Annotated in this window: 16 protein-coding genes; all 16 read right to left on the reverse strand. The window is 35.7% G+C overall.

The window, feature by feature from the left end:
* Positions 1-630: 630 nt before the first annotated feature.
* The 16 genes from bsdcttw_RS21310 to bsdcttw_RS21385 all read right to left on the reverse strand — a co-directional run bounded on the left by bsdcttw_RS21310 (position 631) and on the right by bsdcttw_RS21385 (position 17998).
* The gene (locus bsdcttw_RS21310) at positions 631-1779 is read right to left on the reverse strand and encodes a glycosyltransferase family 4 protein (protein ID WP_185256799.1); all 1149 of its coding nucleotides are present in this window, start codon (positions 1777-1779) and stop codon (positions 631-633) included.
* A gap of 66 nt (positions 1780-1845) precedes the next feature.
* Complete coding sequence (locus bsdcttw_RS21315) at positions 1846-3015, reverse strand: glycosyltransferase family 4 protein (RefSeq protein ID WP_185256800.1); 1170 nt, start codon at positions 3013-3015, stop codon at positions 1846-1848.
* Between the two features lie 39 nt (positions 3016-3054).
* On the reverse strand, positions 3055-4437 hold the full coding sequence (locus tag bsdcttw_RS21320; RefSeq protein WP_185256801.1) for a radical SAM protein: 1383 nt from the start codon (positions 4435-4437) through the stop codon (positions 3055-3057).
* Between the two features lie 63 nt (positions 4438-4500).
* Complete coding sequence (locus tag bsdcttw_RS21325) at positions 4501-5736, reverse strand: class I SAM-dependent methyltransferase (protein WP_185256802.1); 1236 nt, start codon at positions 5734-5736, stop codon at positions 4501-4503.
* 17 nt (positions 5737-5753) lie between these two features.
* Positions 5754-5915, reverse strand: a complete 162-nt coding sequence (locus bsdcttw_RS21330; protein WP_230989130.1) for an SH3 domain-containing protein — start codon at positions 5913-5915, stop codon at positions 5754-5756.
* 41 nt (positions 5916-5956) lie between these two features.
* On the reverse strand, positions 5957-6274 hold the full coding sequence (locus tag bsdcttw_RS21335; RefSeq protein ID WP_185256803.1) for a nucleoside-diphosphate sugar epimerase/dehydratase: 318 nt from the start codon (positions 6272-6274) through the stop codon (positions 5957-5959).
* A 1-nt stretch (position 6275) separates the two neighbouring features.
* Positions 6276-7355, reverse strand: a complete 1080-nt coding sequence (locus bsdcttw_RS21340; protein WP_185256804.1) for an FkbM family methyltransferase — start codon at positions 7353-7355, stop codon at positions 6276-6278.
* Positions 7352-8923: an LbetaH domain-containing protein gene (locus tag bsdcttw_RS21345; protein ID WP_185256805.1), complete on the reverse strand. Its 1572-nt coding sequence runs from the start codon at positions 8921-8923 to the stop codon at positions 7352-7354. Before bsdcttw_RS21345 ends, bsdcttw_RS21340 begins: the two co-directional genes overlap by 4 nt.
* Before the next feature lie 249 nt (positions 8924-9172).
* Positions 9173-10186, reverse strand: a complete 1014-nt coding sequence (gene gmd / locus bsdcttw_RS21350; protein ID WP_185256806.1) for a GDP-mannose 4,6-dehydratase — start codon at positions 10184-10186, stop codon at positions 9173-9175.
* Positions 10186-11523 (reverse strand): sugar phosphate nucleotidyltransferase, encoded by a 1338-nt coding sequence (locus bsdcttw_RS21355; protein ID WP_185256807.1) that lies wholly within the window; start codon positions 11521-11523, stop codon positions 10186-10188. The genes gmd and bsdcttw_RS21355 overlap by 1 nt, the downstream gene beginning before the upstream one ends.
* Position 11524: 1 nt before the next feature.
* Positions 11525-12391, reverse strand: coding sequence for a LicD family protein (locus bsdcttw_RS21360; protein ID WP_185256808.1), 867 nt, complete (start codon positions 12389-12391; stop codon positions 11525-11527).
* Positions 12379-13389, reverse strand: a complete 1011-nt coding sequence (locus tag bsdcttw_RS21365) for an alcohol dehydrogenase catalytic domain-containing protein (protein WP_185256809.1) — start codon at positions 13387-13389, stop codon at positions 12379-12381. Before bsdcttw_RS21365 ends, bsdcttw_RS21360 begins: the two co-directional genes overlap by 13 nt.
* Positions 13386-14102, reverse strand: coding sequence for a D-ribitol-5-phosphate cytidylyltransferase (locus bsdcttw_RS21370; RefSeq protein ID WP_185256810.1), 717 nt, complete (start codon positions 14100-14102; stop codon positions 13386-13388). The genes bsdcttw_RS21365 and bsdcttw_RS21370 overlap by 4 nt, the downstream gene beginning before the upstream one ends.
* Positions 14099-14806 (reverse strand): HAD-IIB family hydrolase, encoded by a 708-nt coding sequence (locus bsdcttw_RS21375; protein ID WP_185256811.1) that lies wholly within the window; start codon positions 14804-14806, stop codon positions 14099-14101. The genes bsdcttw_RS21370 and bsdcttw_RS21375 overlap by 4 nt, the downstream gene beginning before the upstream one ends.
* The gene (locus bsdcttw_RS21380; RefSeq protein WP_185256812.1) at positions 14784-15443 is read right to left on the reverse strand and encodes an IspD/TarI family cytidylyltransferase; all 660 of its coding nucleotides are present in this window, start codon (positions 15441-15443) and stop codon (positions 14784-14786) included. Before bsdcttw_RS21380 ends, bsdcttw_RS21375 begins: the two co-directional genes overlap by 23 nt.
* Positions 15440-17998 (reverse strand): CDP-glycerol glycerophosphotransferase family protein, encoded by a 2559-nt coding sequence (locus tag bsdcttw_RS21385; protein ID WP_185256813.1) that lies wholly within the window; start codon positions 17996-17998, stop codon positions 15440-15442. Before bsdcttw_RS21385 ends, bsdcttw_RS21380 begins: the two co-directional genes overlap by 4 nt.
* Positions 17999-18157 lie beyond the last annotated feature (159 nt).

An 18157-nucleotide genomic window follows, 5' to 3' on the forward strand; every position in this document is an offset into this window, starting at 1 on the left:
CCTATGGTTTTTCCTATTCCTGTACATTTCATACAAAAACAGGTATTTCATACTAATTTTATCACATTAATAACATTATCCTTAAACATTGTTTCTGACTCCGTTAAGGAATTTTTATGTTACCATTTCCTTAGAAATACTGGAGTTTTTTTAAAGCTCGTTATGCTTTTGTGATAAATACCTATAATCCAATTAAATATTTGGTAAAATATACTAGTTCCTACGACCTATTTCAAAAAATAAATGTAAATTTATGGTTAACATTTTGCACAAGTATTTTGTAAAATATCGTCGATTTACCAATATTGTACTATTATTATAGTCGTGCTATAATAAAGACATAGCAAGCAAGACTTGCTAAATACACTTCTTTTAACCAGAGCTCTATATGACATACATTTCTGTTATGGCATGAGCATGGTTGTCTAGTATTTCTGAATTCAGTTAATATTCTTCGGAACAGGGGTTTTTAGAGCGGGGATGCTCTAAAAACCCCTGTTCTTGTATACTAATTTAACATTGATTTGTCAAAACTAAAGCCCTGACTGATAACTAATAGAAAAAGGTGAATATCCCCTTTCAGTTCAACTCCGTTCATGTACATTATCTATTACAGTATTCTAGTAATCATTAATAATTTTGCTCCATGACCATACTATACAAATCTTCTACATGTTCAGCGGTTTTATCCCAAGAAAACTTTGATTTTTGAATATATCCTTTACTTATCAACTCTTCTCGTAAATTTGATGAGTTGATTACATGTTCCATTTCGTATCCAAGTTGTTCTGTGTCATAAGCGTTAACATAAATTACCGCATCCCCACCGACTTCAGGAAGTGATGTATTATCAGCTGTAATAACTGGGCAGCCACAAGCCATTGCTTCGAGAACAGGTATGCCAAACCCTTCACATATTGAAGGAAACACAAAGCATAACGCATTGGAATAGAGTTTGCGCTTTTGTTCAACTGTAATATAGCCAGGAGTTATAATACGATCTTTATATGGCGAGTTATTTATTGTTTCGTATATATCAGTAGGATTATCCCAAGTTGGTTTACCTGCAAGAACAAGTTTTATACTTTTATTTTTTTCAGCAACCATATTATAGGCTTCTATTATTCGTACAACGTTTTTCTTATTCTCAAATGTTCCAACGAACAGTATGTAGTCACCATCTACAATATCATTGACACTTGACTTGTCTTTAAATATCTGTTCTTCATCGTATGATAGATATATAACTTTGATTCTTTCTTCAGGTATGCTCGAATACAATAAAATTTCTTTTTTCGCAGACTCAGAATCAGCAATAATATATGGATTTTGCCGTTGTACTCGTTCTAAAGCTATATCATGTAAAAGTGTTGCATTGGGCGAAACAAATCCCGGAAATGCCCTCCAGCTTACATCGTGAAATGTAACTATCATCTTACCGTTTAGTTTTGTTGGTATTGATACTGGCACCATAAAATGATACACATCACCGAGTGTATTCGTCCATTCATTATAACTTTTATCGGCAAATACACTGTCATCACGGGAGGCAATCCGATAGTCCAGTTCATTACACTCATGCATAGGTACATTATATTTACCAAAAAGCTTTTCAGCTCGCTCAAAATTTCCAACTTCACGCTTGAAATCAAAATATGTCAACTCGTAATTAAATTTTTTACGTTTAAGTAATGTCTGTATAAGGCTTGTTGCATAGTGACCGACACCACGTGGTTGAGGGTGCCCTACTGCATGCTGGGCTTCAAGAACTATATTCACATCTAATCACCTCGACACAATATTTTTTCTGCTTTTTGATATAATATTGGAGTTATTTTCTCATATTTATCTGCTATCATAAGCATATTTATAGACTTCCTCTGTCATTTGTGCAGTCTTATCCCATGAGAATTTCTTAGCCTGTATAAATCCCATATTAATATATTCGTTTCGTAGCATTTCTGAATTAAGCAATCGCTCAATCTCAAATGCAAGTTGCTCCGGATTATTAGGCGAAACATAAACACAGGCATCGCCACCGACTTCCGGCAAGCTCGACACATTTGTTGTTATCACTGGCGCACCGCATGTCATGGCTTCTAGAACAGGAAGACCGAAACCCTCAAATTCCGAGGGAAAAACAAAAATACTCGCCATCGACATTAGATTACGCATTTGTTTAGGAGTAACAAAGTCAGTAAGAATAATGCGCTCGCGGTATTTCGATTTAACTAATTTCTCTTTGATATCTTCCCAACCGCGTCTTTGACAATGACTACCGGCTAAAACTAATAAAACATCTGATGCCTTATCGGCTATGTTTTCAAATGCACTTATTAAGTTGATGACTCCTTTTCGTGGGTCATCGACAGTGCCAGCATAAAGAATAAATGGATTTCTAATATTTAACGCTTTTAATGTTTCTTCATCTTTTTCTTGAAAGAATATATTGGGATCACAAGCTAATGGAACGACAAAAACACTATCTTCTGTTATATTTGAGTTTCTACATAAATCATTCTTTGTTGCTTGCGAGTCAGCAATACAAACTGGTTTCTTTCTTTTTATAAGTTCAAATCCTATTTTACAGTTTACAGCATTATTCGCAGATAATGACAGCTCGGGGTGAAGCACTGCAATTAAATCGTGAACTGTAACCACCATATTACCATTTAACCTTTCAGGTAACCACAAAGGTAACATAAAATGAAAAATATCGCCATAAGCTCCAGTATAATCATTGTAGCTTTTAGTTTCAAATACTGTTTTTGCATTTGACATCATTATATCCTTATAACTGTATATGTTAGTTTCAAAAAGTTGGGGCGAATATATTCCAAAATATTTTTCAATATATTTTTCATAGTTTTTACGCTCCTTATCCTTATCAAAAAATGTAAGAGCATATTCATTTTTCCTGCGGGCTAAAAGGCTCTGAACCAAATTTATCGTATACCAAGGAATGCCGGTCGGAATCGGTGTACAGACAGTCTGAACCTCTGTTATTACTTTCATACAATTCTCCTTAATGGTATTACATGGGTAGGTGATTAATTAATACACCTTTTCGTTTAGTGCAAGCTTTAGCCGATGATAATACTGCTCGTCTCGAATAAGACCGTCATCTTTGTTTTTTGCGAAATCCAAAATTATGTCTCGCTCCTCATTAGAAAGAAAAACATTAGCACCAATAAAAAGACTATGTCCATGTAAGAGTAATTTATCGAGTAAATCAAAGAACCCCAAAAGTACTTTCATGTCAAGGGTATTTTTATCTGACAAAACATCAAGCAATACCGAAACCATCTCTGGATTAATATTATCACAAAGCTCTACAAATCCGTCAATATCCTTGATGTCATCGTTCCTGTTAGGTAAGTATATATATTGCAATCTTACTAATCGCGGGGCAATAGCAGAGTATTTTTTTAAGTTTTCACATACCTTTATATATGCGTCTATACCTTTGATTTTTGTAAAAGTCTCACGTGTACCCGCATCTATACTTACAACTATATGTGTAAGACCTTTTTTTAAAAGCACTGCAATTTCTTCGCTATAAATTCCAGCGTTAGTATATATCCACGATTTGTATCGTTCAATAAGCTTATATAAATTTGCTCTTTTAGGATCAACTGCAATTTCCCCATCAGAAAGTGAAATAACGGTAAATGCAGGATCTGCAAGCCCACGCTTCTCTAATTCAAGTAGCAAATCAACACGTTTATCAATTGCTTTATCACTGGATTTTTTAGTTTCAAAATCGTTATTCCCATAATGCCCCGCGTAACAATAAATACATTTGAACTGGCAAGGGGATTTAGGCTCAGTAGATAACACATAATTTCTAACATGGTATTCACTCGGCCAAGCTGCATTTCTTAAAACGATGCAGTTATTGCATGGTGAATTTACTAGATTTTCCTGATTATCATTAATTAATTTTTGGCGCATCGCAAGAAAATCATCTAAAGCTTTAGCAGGGTCGTCCACCCACTCAGTAGTTGGCATTTGCGTCACGTTTATTAAACGTCCTCCTCTGCATAAACCGATGTCGCGTTCCCCGAGTGGCGCAATTGTATCTTCAAAAAGTCCGCAGCTAATACGTTTTATATAGGGTTCAAAGTTAAGAATCTTATCGGAAGAAATACCTTCTTCTTCAACCAAATAAGCCTCCACCGCTAATTTTGCGAAAGATCCGCTTTGTGCAACAGTAATATAAATGTTGAAATCGCAATACTTTTTACGCACTTCATCAAGCGCCAGAACCGTAAGGTTACCTCCTAAATATGCTGGTTTACCCCATTTTTTAGAATCTTTATCTGTAAAGCAAACAGGTTTAATACCAAGCGAAAGTACTTGAGCGTATGCGTTACTCGCGTTTCGACCTGCTCCATATAAAACCAGTGGTAATTTAGGATTAAAATTAGCATTCATAATGATATCCTCCTTTAGTGATCATTAACTTCAACACTTCAAGCTTGGTATTTCTCATAGTATTTATACCACTTCAATAAATGGTAGCGGGAATATGAACTTGCCGCCATTGTTGATATATTCGCTTTCCTTGGCTAATATGTTATTTCTAAAATGCCAAGGAAATACTACGAGAAAGTCCGGCTTCAATTTTTTGACTTCAACTTCCGATTGTATGGGTATAAGTGTTTTAGGGGTAAATGCACCATACTTATCTGGGTTTATCTCCGCTATCGCTGTTATTTCATTTTCTGTTATACCGCAGTATTGTAATATGACATTTCCTTTTGTTGATGCTCCATAACCATATATAGACGCACCTTTTCTCACGAAATCGTTAAGCATATAGCTGAATGCGTCCTTATGCGATTTTACCCTTTCGGCAAATTTCAAGTATGAAACCACCATATTCAATTTTAAATTTGCTTCTTGGTTAAGAACCCAATTGATAAGCACATCATTGGATTTATGCATTGAACCTGTCTTTGAAACGGTTACAGCAAAGCTCCCACCATTAATGTCATTCATACTAACGTCTATAATTCTCATCCCGACTCTTTCTACAATATACTTGATTACTGTTAGAGAATAATATTCGAGATGCTCATGACAAACAGTATCATAAGCATTTTGACGCAACATCGTTGGCATATAGCTTTGTTCTAAATGCCACACACCGTCATCTGCGAGAACACGTTCAACCTCTTCAGCGAAAGCAATCGGGCTCTCCAAGTCATAAAACATCGAAATCGATGTAACTACTTTTGCTCGTTTATTCTCACTTTCTTCCAAAAATTTATCTGCTGAAAAGAAGTCTGAAATCAATCTGACATCAGGTTTATAATACTGATTAAATTTAACACCCGTCGGATCCATACCGATTTTAGTTAGACCCTGTACCGAATACGCATTTAACGTTGTTCCGTCGTTTGAGCCAATATCTAACACAATATCGCCTGCAATAAGCCCATATTGTGAAGAAAGACGCTTAGCTTTTGACGATAAATGAGCAACCATACTCTGATTCAGACCCGACCGATATCCATAATTTTCGCCATACATTTCACCTAATTCATAGCTGTGCGCGAGTTGCAACAGACCACATTTTGGGCAAAACAGCAACTGCAAAGGGCCTTCAGTAATCTTTTCGTCTTTATTTTTTGGGAAAACCCCAGTTAATTCCTGAATACCTAAATCCAAGACCAATTCCATATTGTGATTATCGCACACTCTGCAACACTTGATTGCTGAAACGCTCATAATGAACCTCCGTATTTTTATACTAATTTTTCAAGATAATTAATTCTTCCTTTCTTATCTCGGGGACGCGGAATATAGGGTCCGCTTTCAGGAATATAGATTATATTGCCTTCTTCGAAACTACACCCTGTATAAGGATCAGCGTTTACATCCATAATCACTTTCTTTCGAAGAGACATATATCTCTCCCCACTCCATATGTCAAATATACTCTCTTTATTTATATCTCCGATAATATATGCTTTGTCTGGCGAATCACTATGAATCTGTTACAAAAAATCTTCAGTGTGTCTACACCAAGCGAAATCAACTGATTAACAATTTGTTCTCTGCCAACATATGGTGTGACAATAATCAAATCATACGGAAGTTTCAAGGCCACGAGAGGTGAAAGTATTATATATTGCTGTATTTTACTATTTTGTATTGTTTTATTATTATCGGTAACGCCGATTACTTCAAAATCGGAAGATATCTGGCTAATATACTTCCTGAATTGATTACCTGCGCCAAAAATCAGTACTCTATTATATATCACATCAAACAACTCTATATGTTGTATTTACTTCTGTTACTAATAATCGTTTACAAATAGTATCTAATGAAAGAAACCTTGGGATCAGTAATTCAGCAACACTCGATTCTACATAAAATCTATTTACTCCATATTGCCCTGCAAATGAATACCCATTTGAAACAATAATTGATTCCCAATTTTGCCAAGTAGGTATATCAGTTCCTGGTAATGTAGACTCAAGCATAACAATCCATGGGCGACAACATTGAAAATCCATACCCTCAAGGACTTCTTTTTCAAAACCCTCTACATCTATTTTCAAAAAATGAACAACCTGATTTTCAGGTAAATACTTTTCAATAATGTTCTTTAATGTAACACTCTTTATTTTTTTTATTTTATTCTTGTCGGATGCATAACTTGCAACTGCTGTTGATGAGCTCTCATTAATATAAAAGTCAAACTCATTTTTATCTATGTTGGAGCATAAAGCGTTAATATTAATATCACGAGGTCTGTCTTTCACTAACATATGATATTGCTTTGTAAGTGGTTCAATGTTGATACCGTGTGAACCACAATCATAAAAACATTTTGTTACAGATCCAAATTGTGGATCAAAAGCACCGACATCAATATAAAAAATCTCCTTCATATTTCTTAGAACAAAAGCAAAAATTAAATCTTCACCTGATCCAAGTGCCCAAGTTGTGGCTCTCAATTCGTAAAAATCTGATCTGTTTAGCAATTCAATTACATGTCCATTTTTATCAATAATTGGTATATTATTAAAGTTATTTTCATAGAATAAGCTTAGCGCTTTTTCCTTATAGTCGCTATCATTGTATAAAAAAGTGAATTTAGGATTAGCCATTTTAATTGCTGTCGATTGAAACGAATCAACATTTGTCATCTCTTTTACACCGATAATTCCAACTAATGAATTATTATCATCAACGACCAGGAGAATTTTATTCTTACTTTTATTAAAGTGATAATATGTTTCATAATAATTTGTATCCTGATGAACTATGGAACTTTTCACATTAATAGTGTTTATATCATTCTGTATGCTAGCATACATCTGTCCATTTTCGCTCATTTCGTTTCTCCTTCAATCAGTTTTTCAAGGTTGAAATTTTCCGTATACAAAACAGAATTGTAAAACAATAGAATTTTATCAGAGCAAATCATTGTACGTAATTGCTTATAAATCTCTGTAAAAATCTCAATTTTTCTAATAGCAATTATTACATATATCTTTTTCTCGCTTGAAATGCTACCAAGTATATCGACAGGTGAGAATACGGTCTCATCATAAATTTTTGTATTTCTTATTTTTTCATTGTTGTCAATAAAGCCAATGCATTTGAACTTTGATTCTTTGATAAATTCATAGCATTTCTTTCCCTCAACCCCTGCACCAAAAATATAACATTCTGTTTTAACATCGTTAATATAAGGCTTGAATAATGTTTCAAAAGTCGGAATATAATTTTCATATCGCAACTCTGACAATGCACATTTATATGCACTCTGAGCAATATTAAGTCGTATGTTTTTTGGCATTTCCTTAAACTCAATAAGGCTTTCACGCAGTCTCTTAGGATCCGTAAAGAGATAATCCTTCCCTTTTTTGAGACCATATCCCCGAACTCCTTGTTCATCAGAAAGCATTACACAGCCATATAAAATATAGTCCCAGTTTTTAGCATTCATTCCGTGTATCTGGAGAGGAATAGTAAGAGCACAATCGGCCATTCTTAATAGTTCTTTTTTCTTATCATCGCTTACTATACCATGTTTTATACAATTCGAAGGAAATATGTCATCCTTGAAGGCATCACAGCAAGAACCGATGAAATGAAATGTGTACATTTGCAATTCGGAGGATAAATTTACTATTTGCTTTATTAATTCATATGCACAATAATAATTCGATGAAATCAAAACGCAGTTTACTACAGTCAAGGTATTGTCACTTTGCGGAATAAACCCATCATAAAAATCAGCTTTATCAAAACACAAAGGCATTCTTATAAATTTACCAGAATTTACATTGAACAATCTGCTCATTGCGTTCTCATCATTTTCGGTAAGAGACAATATAAACCGGGATTTATCACATGCCTGTTTTTCAAATTCAAAAAGCGTTTTTTCAACACCTTTCATTTTCTGCTTTTCCTCATTTGTTATATCTGTATTTTTTGAAAGAATCCACTCGTGTAATCCACAAAAAGCAGAATACATAACATCGAGGCTGCGATATATTATATCTCTGTCAGGAAAAGCTTGATATACTAAATTGAATGGGAACAGTGAGTTGCAAATAATAATATCTTCATCATCAACCTCTGCTCTTAAATTAGCTACCAAAACATCATCTTCATAAAACATAAGCCATTCATAGATTGGATAATCCTGCAATTCTTTCTTGTTAAATGTACTGCGCCAGTAACTGCCACTTGGAAATATTCGTTTTATTACCATATTACTGTTTATGTGTCGTTCTGTTTCACCAAGAAAATAATCGTCACCTATACTTGGTATAATTATTTTTATGAAGTATTTTTCTGATAATTTATGATATAACCCGTTAGCAAAAGAGTATCCTGTTAACATCGACCAATCAATATCATTGCTAACAACAGCTATAGTTTTTCTTTTCACTTACTTTGTCCTCCCAACAGTTCACCATGGTTTCTGTATTATTACATGTTACCAGCTTCATATTGCACTTCTCAAATCGGAAGGTAAATCATATGATAGTATAATATGTCCTAGCTTCTGTAATAATCTTTCGTCATCTAATTTACATATAATTTCGGTATACCTACAGATTACGTAGATAAAATGGTTACTCTCATTGTAAATAAGTTTCAACCCTCCGATTAGTTTATTAATAGAAACCAAATAAAATCAGTTCATCCTCCAAAGTTGCTCATCACTTACTACCATTCTCTCTACCAAAGCATTAAACCCGACTTCGCGAACCCACCCGAGCTTTTTTTCAGCCTTAGCTGGATTCCCAAGAAGCACATCAACCTCCGCTGGACGGAAAAACTGTTGATTGACTCTTAATACAGTTTTACCTGTATTATTATCTATCGCAACCTCGTTCACTCCTTCGCCTTCAAAACGTACATCTAACCCTGCTGCTTTAAATGCTACACTTGCAAACTCTCGAACAGTACGGGTTTCCCCTGTTGCTATTATATATTCATCCGGCCTATCCTGTTGCAGCATCAACCACATCGCCCGAACATAATCTTCTGCGTGTCCCCAATCCCGTTTTGCTGAAAGATTTCCTAGTTCTAGACAATCCATATGACCTTTCTTAATAGCTGCTATGGTACTTGTTATCTTTCGGGTAACAAATTCTTTGCCGCGCCGTTCGGATTCGTGGTTGAATAATATTCCGGCACAAGCAAATAAACCATAACTCTCGCGATAATTTTTTGTTATCCAATGAGCATATAATTTTGCAACACCGTAAGGGCTGCGCGGATAGAAGGGAGTGTTTTCATCACAAGCCTCGTTATATACTCCGCCGAATAATTCGCTTGTTGATGCCTGATAAAATTTTGTGTCAGGTTTTACGTTACGAATAGCTTCAAGTAAGTGAACGACACCAAGTGCGTCAATTTCCGTCGTTGCAATGGGTTGATGAAAACTTGCAGCCACAAAGCTTTGCGCAGCAAGATTATAAACTTCGTCTGGTTGGCTCTCTTTAATCGCACTGACAAGTGATGGATAATCAGTCAAATCACCCTCAACAAATTTAATTTTATTTATTAAATGCGTAACATTTCCGTAATCCAGCCTGCTTTTACGACGATACAATCCATAAACTGTATATCCCTTTTCAAGCAATAGTTCTGCAAGGTATGAACCATCTTGCCCGGTTATTCCAGTTATCAACGCTTTTTTCATTATCCAATCACCTCATTATTTTCCGACGAAAACTGTACAGTATCAGCTTCCGACAATATTTCACCAATCTGTACTTCCGTAATTGACAAGTCCTCAATTGCCAATATGCTATGCTTTTGACCACATTTAATTGTCACATTATCGCCTACAGTAACTATTTTTGTTTCACCGTTAAGTACAAATTTGCCTTTGCCGGCGGTTATTACCCATACTACATCGCGAAATCTGTGTGCCTGATAACTTATCGACTTACCTTTTGCAAGATTCAAGCGCTTAACTAAACTATTTTCATTTCTTGAAATAACTGTGTATTCTCCCCAACGCCGCTCTTCATACATTGGACGGACATATTCTAACTTTTCTACAATTGTCTTCAGATGTGAACTTTCGACTAAGTCTGACACGAGTATACCGTCAGGACTCGCAGCTATAATTAAATCTTTCGTGCCAAGTGTAATAATAGGAATATCAAGCTCGTTTGTAACAAAAGTGTTTTTCGAACGCTCTGATACCACGTTTCCTGAAACAGCAACTGGCATTTCATCCGTCAGTGTCCGCCAAGTTCCTATATCCGACCACTTCCCCTTAAAAGGTACAATTGCAGTTTTATCTGCCTTTTCAACAACCTTATAATCAAAACTGACTTTTTCGAGCTCACCGTATTTATTCTGTAGTTCAGAAAAACTATCAAATTTTACATTGTTCTTGGCTATTTTCATCATATATTTTAACTTAAACGCAAACACACCGCCATTCCAATACGCACCTTGTTCTATAAGCTCCGAAGCCTTAACTTCATCAGGTTTCTCCACAAAGCAGCTGACTGTAAAAGCGGTTTCGCCGATTGCTTCATCAGGAACGATGTATCCATATTTCGACGTAGGAATAGTGGGCTTTATTCCGATTAATGCAATATCAGCAGCTTCACTTTCAATCAATTTATTTAATTTTAATAATTCTCTAAAAAAATCGACTTCGGTAAATGGATCAACTGGCAACACTATTATAGTTTCATTCAAATCAACATTCTTTTCATAGGCAAGATATGCGCAGGAAAGCGCAATTGCGGGAAATGTATCTCTACGCTGTGGCTCAATCACGACATCAATATCATCACCCATTTGAGAATGAATACTATCAACCTGAGATATGTTCGTGGCAACTGTTATATCAATGCTTGGAAATACTTCCTTTATCTGACTAAACACCCTTTGTGCCATTGATTGCTTATTTCCATTTTTATCAGTAAGGACTTTCAAAAATTGCTTAGATCTTGCATCATTTGACAAAGGCCAAAGTCTTTTACCGGAACCTCCCGACAATAATACTATTTTCATACTACTTTTTCACCCCCTCAAACGCCGATAAATGAATATGCGGCACTTGTTTGTCCCTCGATGGCAACTTCATATAATCACCATATAGCATAGTAAGGTATTTATCATACTCCGTAACTGCTTTAAATTTTATTCCCTCAAATTCAAGTGTGGTAAAACTATCAAGTAACACTCGCGGTATGCCATAACCGCATACTTTCGGATTTGGATATGGGTGCGTGTTATGTCGAACTAAAACAGTTTCACGCCTGTTGGCAAGATGAGCAAGAGTGTTATTGAGGCCAAACGCAAATTTGGCAGGTATTAATGCCACTATTGTCCACCACATTCTTAAAACTATATTTTTTGCAAGCTTTTTCCCGCTCTTTGACCATAATATTTTACGGCAGCAGAAGCACAATAATCTGTGTAACGACCTGAAGAATTTACTATCCGGTACATTATCAAGCACAAATAAATCAATAAAAACACCTTGGTGATACTTCATATGCTCATGACCGGCCCGACGATAAATCGTATTATTACGCTGAATCCTCGGGTAACCAACCATATAAAACTTATCTGTTCGATGTTCTTGTAAGAAAAATTTTTCGTTAATTAATCCTGATGTATATAACTTAAAAAACTTTTCATAATCTCTCCTGAGCATGATTATATCGATATCATCATCCCAAGGAATAAAGCCTTTATGGCGAACTGCACCGAGCAAAGTTCCTCCGTCAAGAGAATAATCAATGTGATTTTCATTGCAAATACGATCAAATTCTATCAATATTTCAAGTTGAATTGCTTGCAGTTCCTTTAATATCTCAGGTGTTATCTTAATCTCTTTTTTTTCTCTCTCCACTGCAAATCTTATATCAGCCATCGTCCCACCGTCTTAAAATCGTTTAAAGTATCTTGTTCAAACCACCGGACAATATCATTTTCATTCTTTATATCAATTGAATCAGATGTTAAAAGCCCAATGTACTTTCTGCATATTTCGTTTTCGCGAATCATCTTTATCGCGTCCTCAAAATCACTCCTGTCACTTCTACTATTACCTACAAGTTTAAGCCCTTTATCAAGCACTTTCCGAGTATCTATACAAACCACATTTTCACTGACACCCATAAGATTTATTACCCCTTGTGGTATTATGCAGTCGATAATCTGTTTAATGGCTTCCTCACTTTTCTTGCCACCGACACATTCAAAAGCATGGTTGACTGTTAAATTACTTGGTATGTCATCAATATAGTACTTTCGAGTTGCAAATGAAAACTTAGATAATTTACGTGTAAACTTACCGAATACATATATTTTTGATTGCGGATATTTACAACGTAGTGCAAGAGCGGTAATAAAACCCATACTGCCATCGCCCCATACACCGATTGAGTCTGCCGAAGATATTTTCACAGTTTCAAACGCTTTAATGGCACCAAGTGCAACACTTAAAACCTCCGTAAACACATATAAACTTGAATCATCAATGGTTAATAACCTGTCACTCGAAATCGCAACGATGTCGCGCATAAAACCATCTACACTGCTTGAGGCAAACTTGCTGTCCTGCCTGTAATTTGCTTTTACATCCGGCTCTTTCCCTTCATCTAGCGGTAGAAGAACAACTTTAGCACCGCTTTGAAACGTGCCGCTAAAATCCTTTATAACCGTCCCTGTTGCTTCATGGATTAAAGCCATCGGAAGTTTTGAACGCAGTATTTCTTTTCGGCGTTGTCCTAAATAGTAACGCTGATCAGCGGCGCAAATTGATAAATACTCAGGACGTACAAGAACAGTGTCAGGAGCAATCACAATTTCACGTTGTTTCATCTCAATTCGCTTAGTGTCCATAAGCCGATAAATGCGCCCAATCATACTTTTCGCTCCCGAAGTAATGCTTCGGCGACTTCTAAATCATACGGATTGATTATCTTCATATTTGAATATTCACCATCCACAAGTCTCATTGAGTAACCTTGTGAAATGTACAATCTAGCCAATTCTGTTTCACTTTCAATAGATGCTCTGTTGTCAACAACTTTATGAAACATTTCTGAGAGCATTTTTAAATTGAACGTTGAAGGTGTTTGCTCCGCTAGCATCTTTGCTTTTAATGGTACTTCCGACAGTGTTTTTCCATCATTCGATACAACAATCGTGTCGTTGGTAGCTACTACCGTACTTGCCGCACCGTATTTCTTAGCAGTTTCAATATTATCATCAATCATTCGTTGGGTAATAAACGGGCGAACAGCATCATGGGTTATTAAGATATCATCATCGTTAATTCCGTAATTTTGTGTAATATACTCTACGACTGCTTTAACAGAGATCGTCTTATTAATCCCACCAACAATTACCGAAATTTCTGTACCCATATTATCGTACTGATTGATTAAGTCTTCAGCGTACTGCGTCCAATCTTCAGGTGCAACGACTATTACTTTGCCAACCTTCGCATTTATATAAAATTGTTCAAGCGTCTGAATTATTATCGGCTTCGAGCCGAGATTCAAAAACTGTTTCGGCAAATCCTGTCGGTGCATTCTCGCACCGACGCCTGCCGCCAATATCCCTGCATAAATCATAAAAGTTCTTCCTTTGCAATTCGTGAAAACTCGCGGTAATCGTCTATCGGTATAAACCTTATGTCTGAATTGTAAACGTCACTGTCATTGCCTCCTACGCCATAATCATCGCCAAAGAATATTATTTCACTTTTGTCAATTCCATATGTGTTCAAATATTGCTCAAGCGCATATAATTTGCAGTATGGTTTAGGTGCAATATCAAACGACGACGAGCCACCGATAAATACGTTATACTCCTCAAATAATTTACAAACTCTGTTATAATATTTACGTCTAATAGTTCTATCTGGGTCAAAGGCAAGTTTTTTATCAAGTGATGCCGTTGTTCCGATTATGGGAAATGTAATCATTCCAGATTCGTGAAATTCTACACTGTCACCATAATATTCTGTGAAACCAAGCTCCTGACGCAGCTGTTCAACTTTTTCCGCCACTTTTATTCTATCATTTTCAATTTTAATTTTCTTAATAATCTCAATTTTGCCATTCTTTATTTCCGAGTACTCCATACCATAAAACCCGATAATATCAATTTTAAACCCGTTCATTTGTTTAAAAACACGTTCGCAACCTCCTGCACAGACCATTACAAGCTTATACTTCTCGGATAATTCACTTAAAACATTCCGGCATTCGGATTCGAGTCTGCTTTTGTGTTGCGTCAATGTTCCGTCTAAATCAAGTGCGACTATTTTTATCATTCAAATACCTCATCAATGCCTCAGCAATCGTTAAATCTTCAGGATAAGTTATTTTCAAGTTGTGTCGAAAATCAAAGTTCTTATATATTTTACTATCAGGCGGCAATTGCTGTGCTGTTGCCGTTATAAGAGAATCAGCATCGAAATACTTATAAAGTAAATCAAATTTAAACGCTTCCGGAGCTTGTACTAAATAATACAATGAACGGTCAGTCACTGCTTCATTGTGACTCCCCAAACTGTCTGTAATGTGTTGTGTGGTTATTACCGCATCATATTCATCAAGTTTAGTAAAATAGTTGTCTACCAGATCAGGAGTAATGAACGGACGAGCAGCTTCATGGATAAATACATTTTCGCACTCCGGATATATTAACTTAATATATTCAAGTCCATTACGTAACGATTGATTGCGAGTTGTACCGCCGGTTATTACTTCAACACTATACCGCTTGCTCAATTGTTCAACATAAGCTGCATTAGCAGATATTATTATTCCATCTATTTTACTTGATTGTTTAAGAGCTTCAATCGTATATGCAATTACTTCTTTACAATTAAGCTCATTATATTGCTTTGGTAAACCGCTTTCAAAACGGGTGGATATTCCACCAGAAAGTATAAGAGCAATATTCATGGCAGCACCAGCTTTTTAACATAATAGTATATTGATTCCCCTGCATTTGTGTTTGCAGCAGTAATTTGTTTGTTTATTTTATAACTGTCAGTATTGTATATACAATCAAGAACAACCGGCAAAGAGAACATACCATCTTCGTAAATACGATCATCTGCTTCTCTTGATTCCATGCGTTGTAAAAGTTCTTTTGACGCCAGTTTACGTATTTTATTTTCATCTTCTTTTGAAATTGTCAAAACCTTTTCATGTTTTTGATTTGTTTTTGGATTATACTCAAGAAACTGATAACTTCCACCGGTTATTATATAAAAACAGTCATTAATTAATGAAGCAAATAGAATGAAATTCTCACTATCATATTTTATTTCATCACTAAATTCTTCTAAAACTGATACTGTGTCTGTTTTAATGTCAAGTATTAGTGCTTTTTCTGCAAATAATGGAAAAATCCAAACTTTATTATCATAATACTTGATAGGATAAAACGCAATGTTTCCGTGATTGATAGGCAATTTATCAATTTTCTTGATTTCTTCTGTCTGTGACAATAATTCTCGTATAAGTATAGTGCCATCAGCCATTGTAAAATAGAATGTCTCACCATTTGTACATACAGAAGACAGTTGTATTCCCGTTTTGTTACCGGGCATTTCATAAGCTTCTGTTGTGTGTGTTTCAGAATCAAAAACCAAAACAACGCTCGCACATGCACAGGGCAGAACAAGTTTCGTCCCATGAATTTCATAATCTATAAAATATCCTATATCTTTGTCTGTACGTTTACGTTCAATCAAATCAACCCAATCCGTACAAGCAGATAGCAAATCAGTTTCAGTATTATAGATAAGTATAGCAGGATGAAAGTAGGGAATAAAAAAAACATATTGGTTAATACTTACCACCCTAAGAAACTTTGCAGCATCGTAAGCTGCATGGATACTATCATCCGATAGATCAAATTTAATTTTTCTGAAAATTTTCTTTTCCAAGTCGTACTCTGCAATTTCTTTAGCAGAAAGTGGTGCAAAATATAGTTTTCCATTACATTCAGCAACAGAAGGGTATAACCTATTTTTATAGAAATCTTCGTCAGGAAATGTACCTAGCCATTCTACTTTCCACGTTTCTCTATTTACCCGAAATAACGAATTGTAATGGTACGCTGAAAACCAAAAAGACTTCTCATCAGCATATATGCTTTCTGTAGCAATTGGTAATGTTGCATCACCTATGTTTTGTATCATTATCGGTTTTCCAGTGGCTTGATATAATGTAACAAGACTGCTGCTTAAGTCTCCGAAATATATATCGGACATCGCAATAGCTTGATGAAATAAACTTGTGTCATCAAAAATAAAGTTACTTTTTTTCTCTAATTTCTCGTTATTAGATACATCTGCCTCGTGTTTGTACTCTGCTACAATTTCACGCCACTCTGCTGCCAAATCTGGTCGCATAGAATCACAAGTTTGTTCCATCAACGGATGCGGACGCCACAAAAGCACCACATCATTTTGATTCTTGAATGTCTCAATCACAGAGTGGATTTTCTTTACATACTGCTCACCGCCTCTGAGAAATTCTGAAACAGTAGTGTTATAAAAAACCACTTTTCTGCCGTTTATTAATTTCACCCATTCCTCAACTCTCGGGTAAATCTCATTCCTAGTGTCTAGGACAGCATCGAATTTTGGTGATCCCAATGCCAGGATTTTATTCTTCAAATCACCGAATGCTCCTTTGCTATTATTCTCATACTCGACCTTATTAATAGCATTAATCCATGCTTTTTTCACCTTTTCGGACTGCACAAAGATATAATCCGCATATAACGCACCAGTAGTAGCACACAGTGATTCGTTACCACTTTTGACGAAATCTGCATTTTCATTTGATACGAAATAAGGAGAATAACAGAGTAGTCCACAATATTGCTTCAACCGTTTTGAATAGAAATCCGGATGGACACTCGTGACAAAGTTATGCTGGTCATACGGTGCCATAAAGAATACCACATCCGGCAGATGCTCCTCAATATTATAAGTTCGCCAGTCTGTCAGATCAAATTTATCAGAATAGCAACCCTCAGCTTCAAGGTGCATGTCTCCGATGCTGCCATCCCCTGTTCTGTCAAAGTAAGGAATGGGTATAAAGTAAGCTTCGCAGTGCTGGTCTTCTTTCGCAGCAAAATATATACTTGCAAGACAGTCTGACATACTCGCTTTGTAGCAAAAAAAAGCTATTTCAATTTTATCAATTTTTAGGTCATAAAGTGATTCATCAATTTTTTTAACAAGATCAATAAGCTGTTCGGTTGTTGCTTCATATTGCGTCGCTTTGAACAACATTTCGTAGAGTTGTCCAAGAAGATCAGCAGTCACTGTCCCCTCACCGGCTGTGCTTTCGACAAAATTAAAGATACCTGAAACAAACTCTTGAATCTCAGCACAGAGATCTATAAAGGTTTGTTCTGAGTGCTTAGGCAGTTCACAGCAAGCTTCATATAACGTGGATATCTGTTCAGAAACCTGTTTCTTTTGCTGTTTTCGCATGGTATCATATTTCCTTCCTTATGCCAATATACTTTTCGCTATAAACCAGTCTGAATTTTCCAAAGATACTATTGTCATATAATATCATATTCTTTGATTACATTCTATATATCGACAAAAAAAACTTATGAGTAAAGAGTAAACACAAATAAACAGTGT

Source organism: Anaerocolumna chitinilytica (genome assembly GCF_014218355.1).
In the GTDB taxonomy this organism is placed as follows: Bacteria; Bacillota; Clostridia; order Lachnospirales; family Lachnospiraceae; genus Anaerocolumna; species Anaerocolumna chitinilytica.

Coding starts and splice junctions, on each gene's coding strand:
- bsdcttw_RS21315 (WP_185256800.1), bottom strand. CDS start 3,015: ATGAAAGTAATAACAGAGGTTCAGACTGTCTGTACACCGATTCCGACC.
- bsdcttw_RS21320 (WP_185256801.1), bottom strand. CDS start 4,437: ATGAATGCTAATTTTAATCCTAAATTACCACTGGTTTTATATGGAGCA.
- bsdcttw_RS21325 (WP_185256802.1), bottom strand. CDS start 5,736: ATGAGCGTTTCAGCAATCAAGTGTTGCAGAGTGTGCGATAATCACAAT.
- bsdcttw_RS21330 (WP_230989130.1), bottom strand. CDS start 5,915: ATGTCTCTTCGAAAGAAAGTGATTATGGATGTAAACGCTGATCCTTAT.
- bsdcttw_RS21340 (WP_185256804.1), bottom strand. CDS start 7,355: ATGAGCGAAAATGGACAGATGTATGCTAGCATACAGAATGATATAAAC.
- gmd (WP_185256806.1), bottom strand. CDS start 10,186: ATGAAAAAAGCGTTGATAACTGGAATAACCGGGCAAGATGGTTCATAC.
- bsdcttw_RS21355 (WP_185256807.1), bottom strand. CDS start 11,523: ATGAAAATAGTATTATTGTCGGGAGGTTCCGGTAAAAGACTTTGGCCT.
- bsdcttw_RS21360 (WP_185256808.1), bottom strand. CDS start 12,391: ATGGCTGATATAAGATTTGCAGTGGAGAGAGAAAAAAAAGAGATTAAG.
- bsdcttw_RS21365 (WP_185256809.1), bottom strand. CDS start 13,389: ATGATTGGGCGCATTTATCGGCTTATGGACACTAAGCGAATTGAGATG.
- bsdcttw_RS21370 (WP_185256810.1), bottom strand. CDS start 14,102: ATGATTTATGCAGGGATATTGGCGGCAGGCGTCGGTGCGAGAATGCAC.
- bsdcttw_RS21375 (WP_185256811.1), bottom strand. CDS start 14,806: ATGATAAAAATAGTCGCACTTGATTTAGACGGAACATTGACGCAACAC.
- bsdcttw_RS21380 (WP_185256812.1), bottom strand. CDS start 15,443: ATGAATATTGCTCTTATACTTTCTGGTGGAATATCCACCCGTTTTGAA.
- bsdcttw_RS21385 (WP_185256813.1), bottom strand. CDS start 17,998: ATGCGAAAACAGCAAAAGAAACAGGTTTCTGAACAGATATCCACGTTA.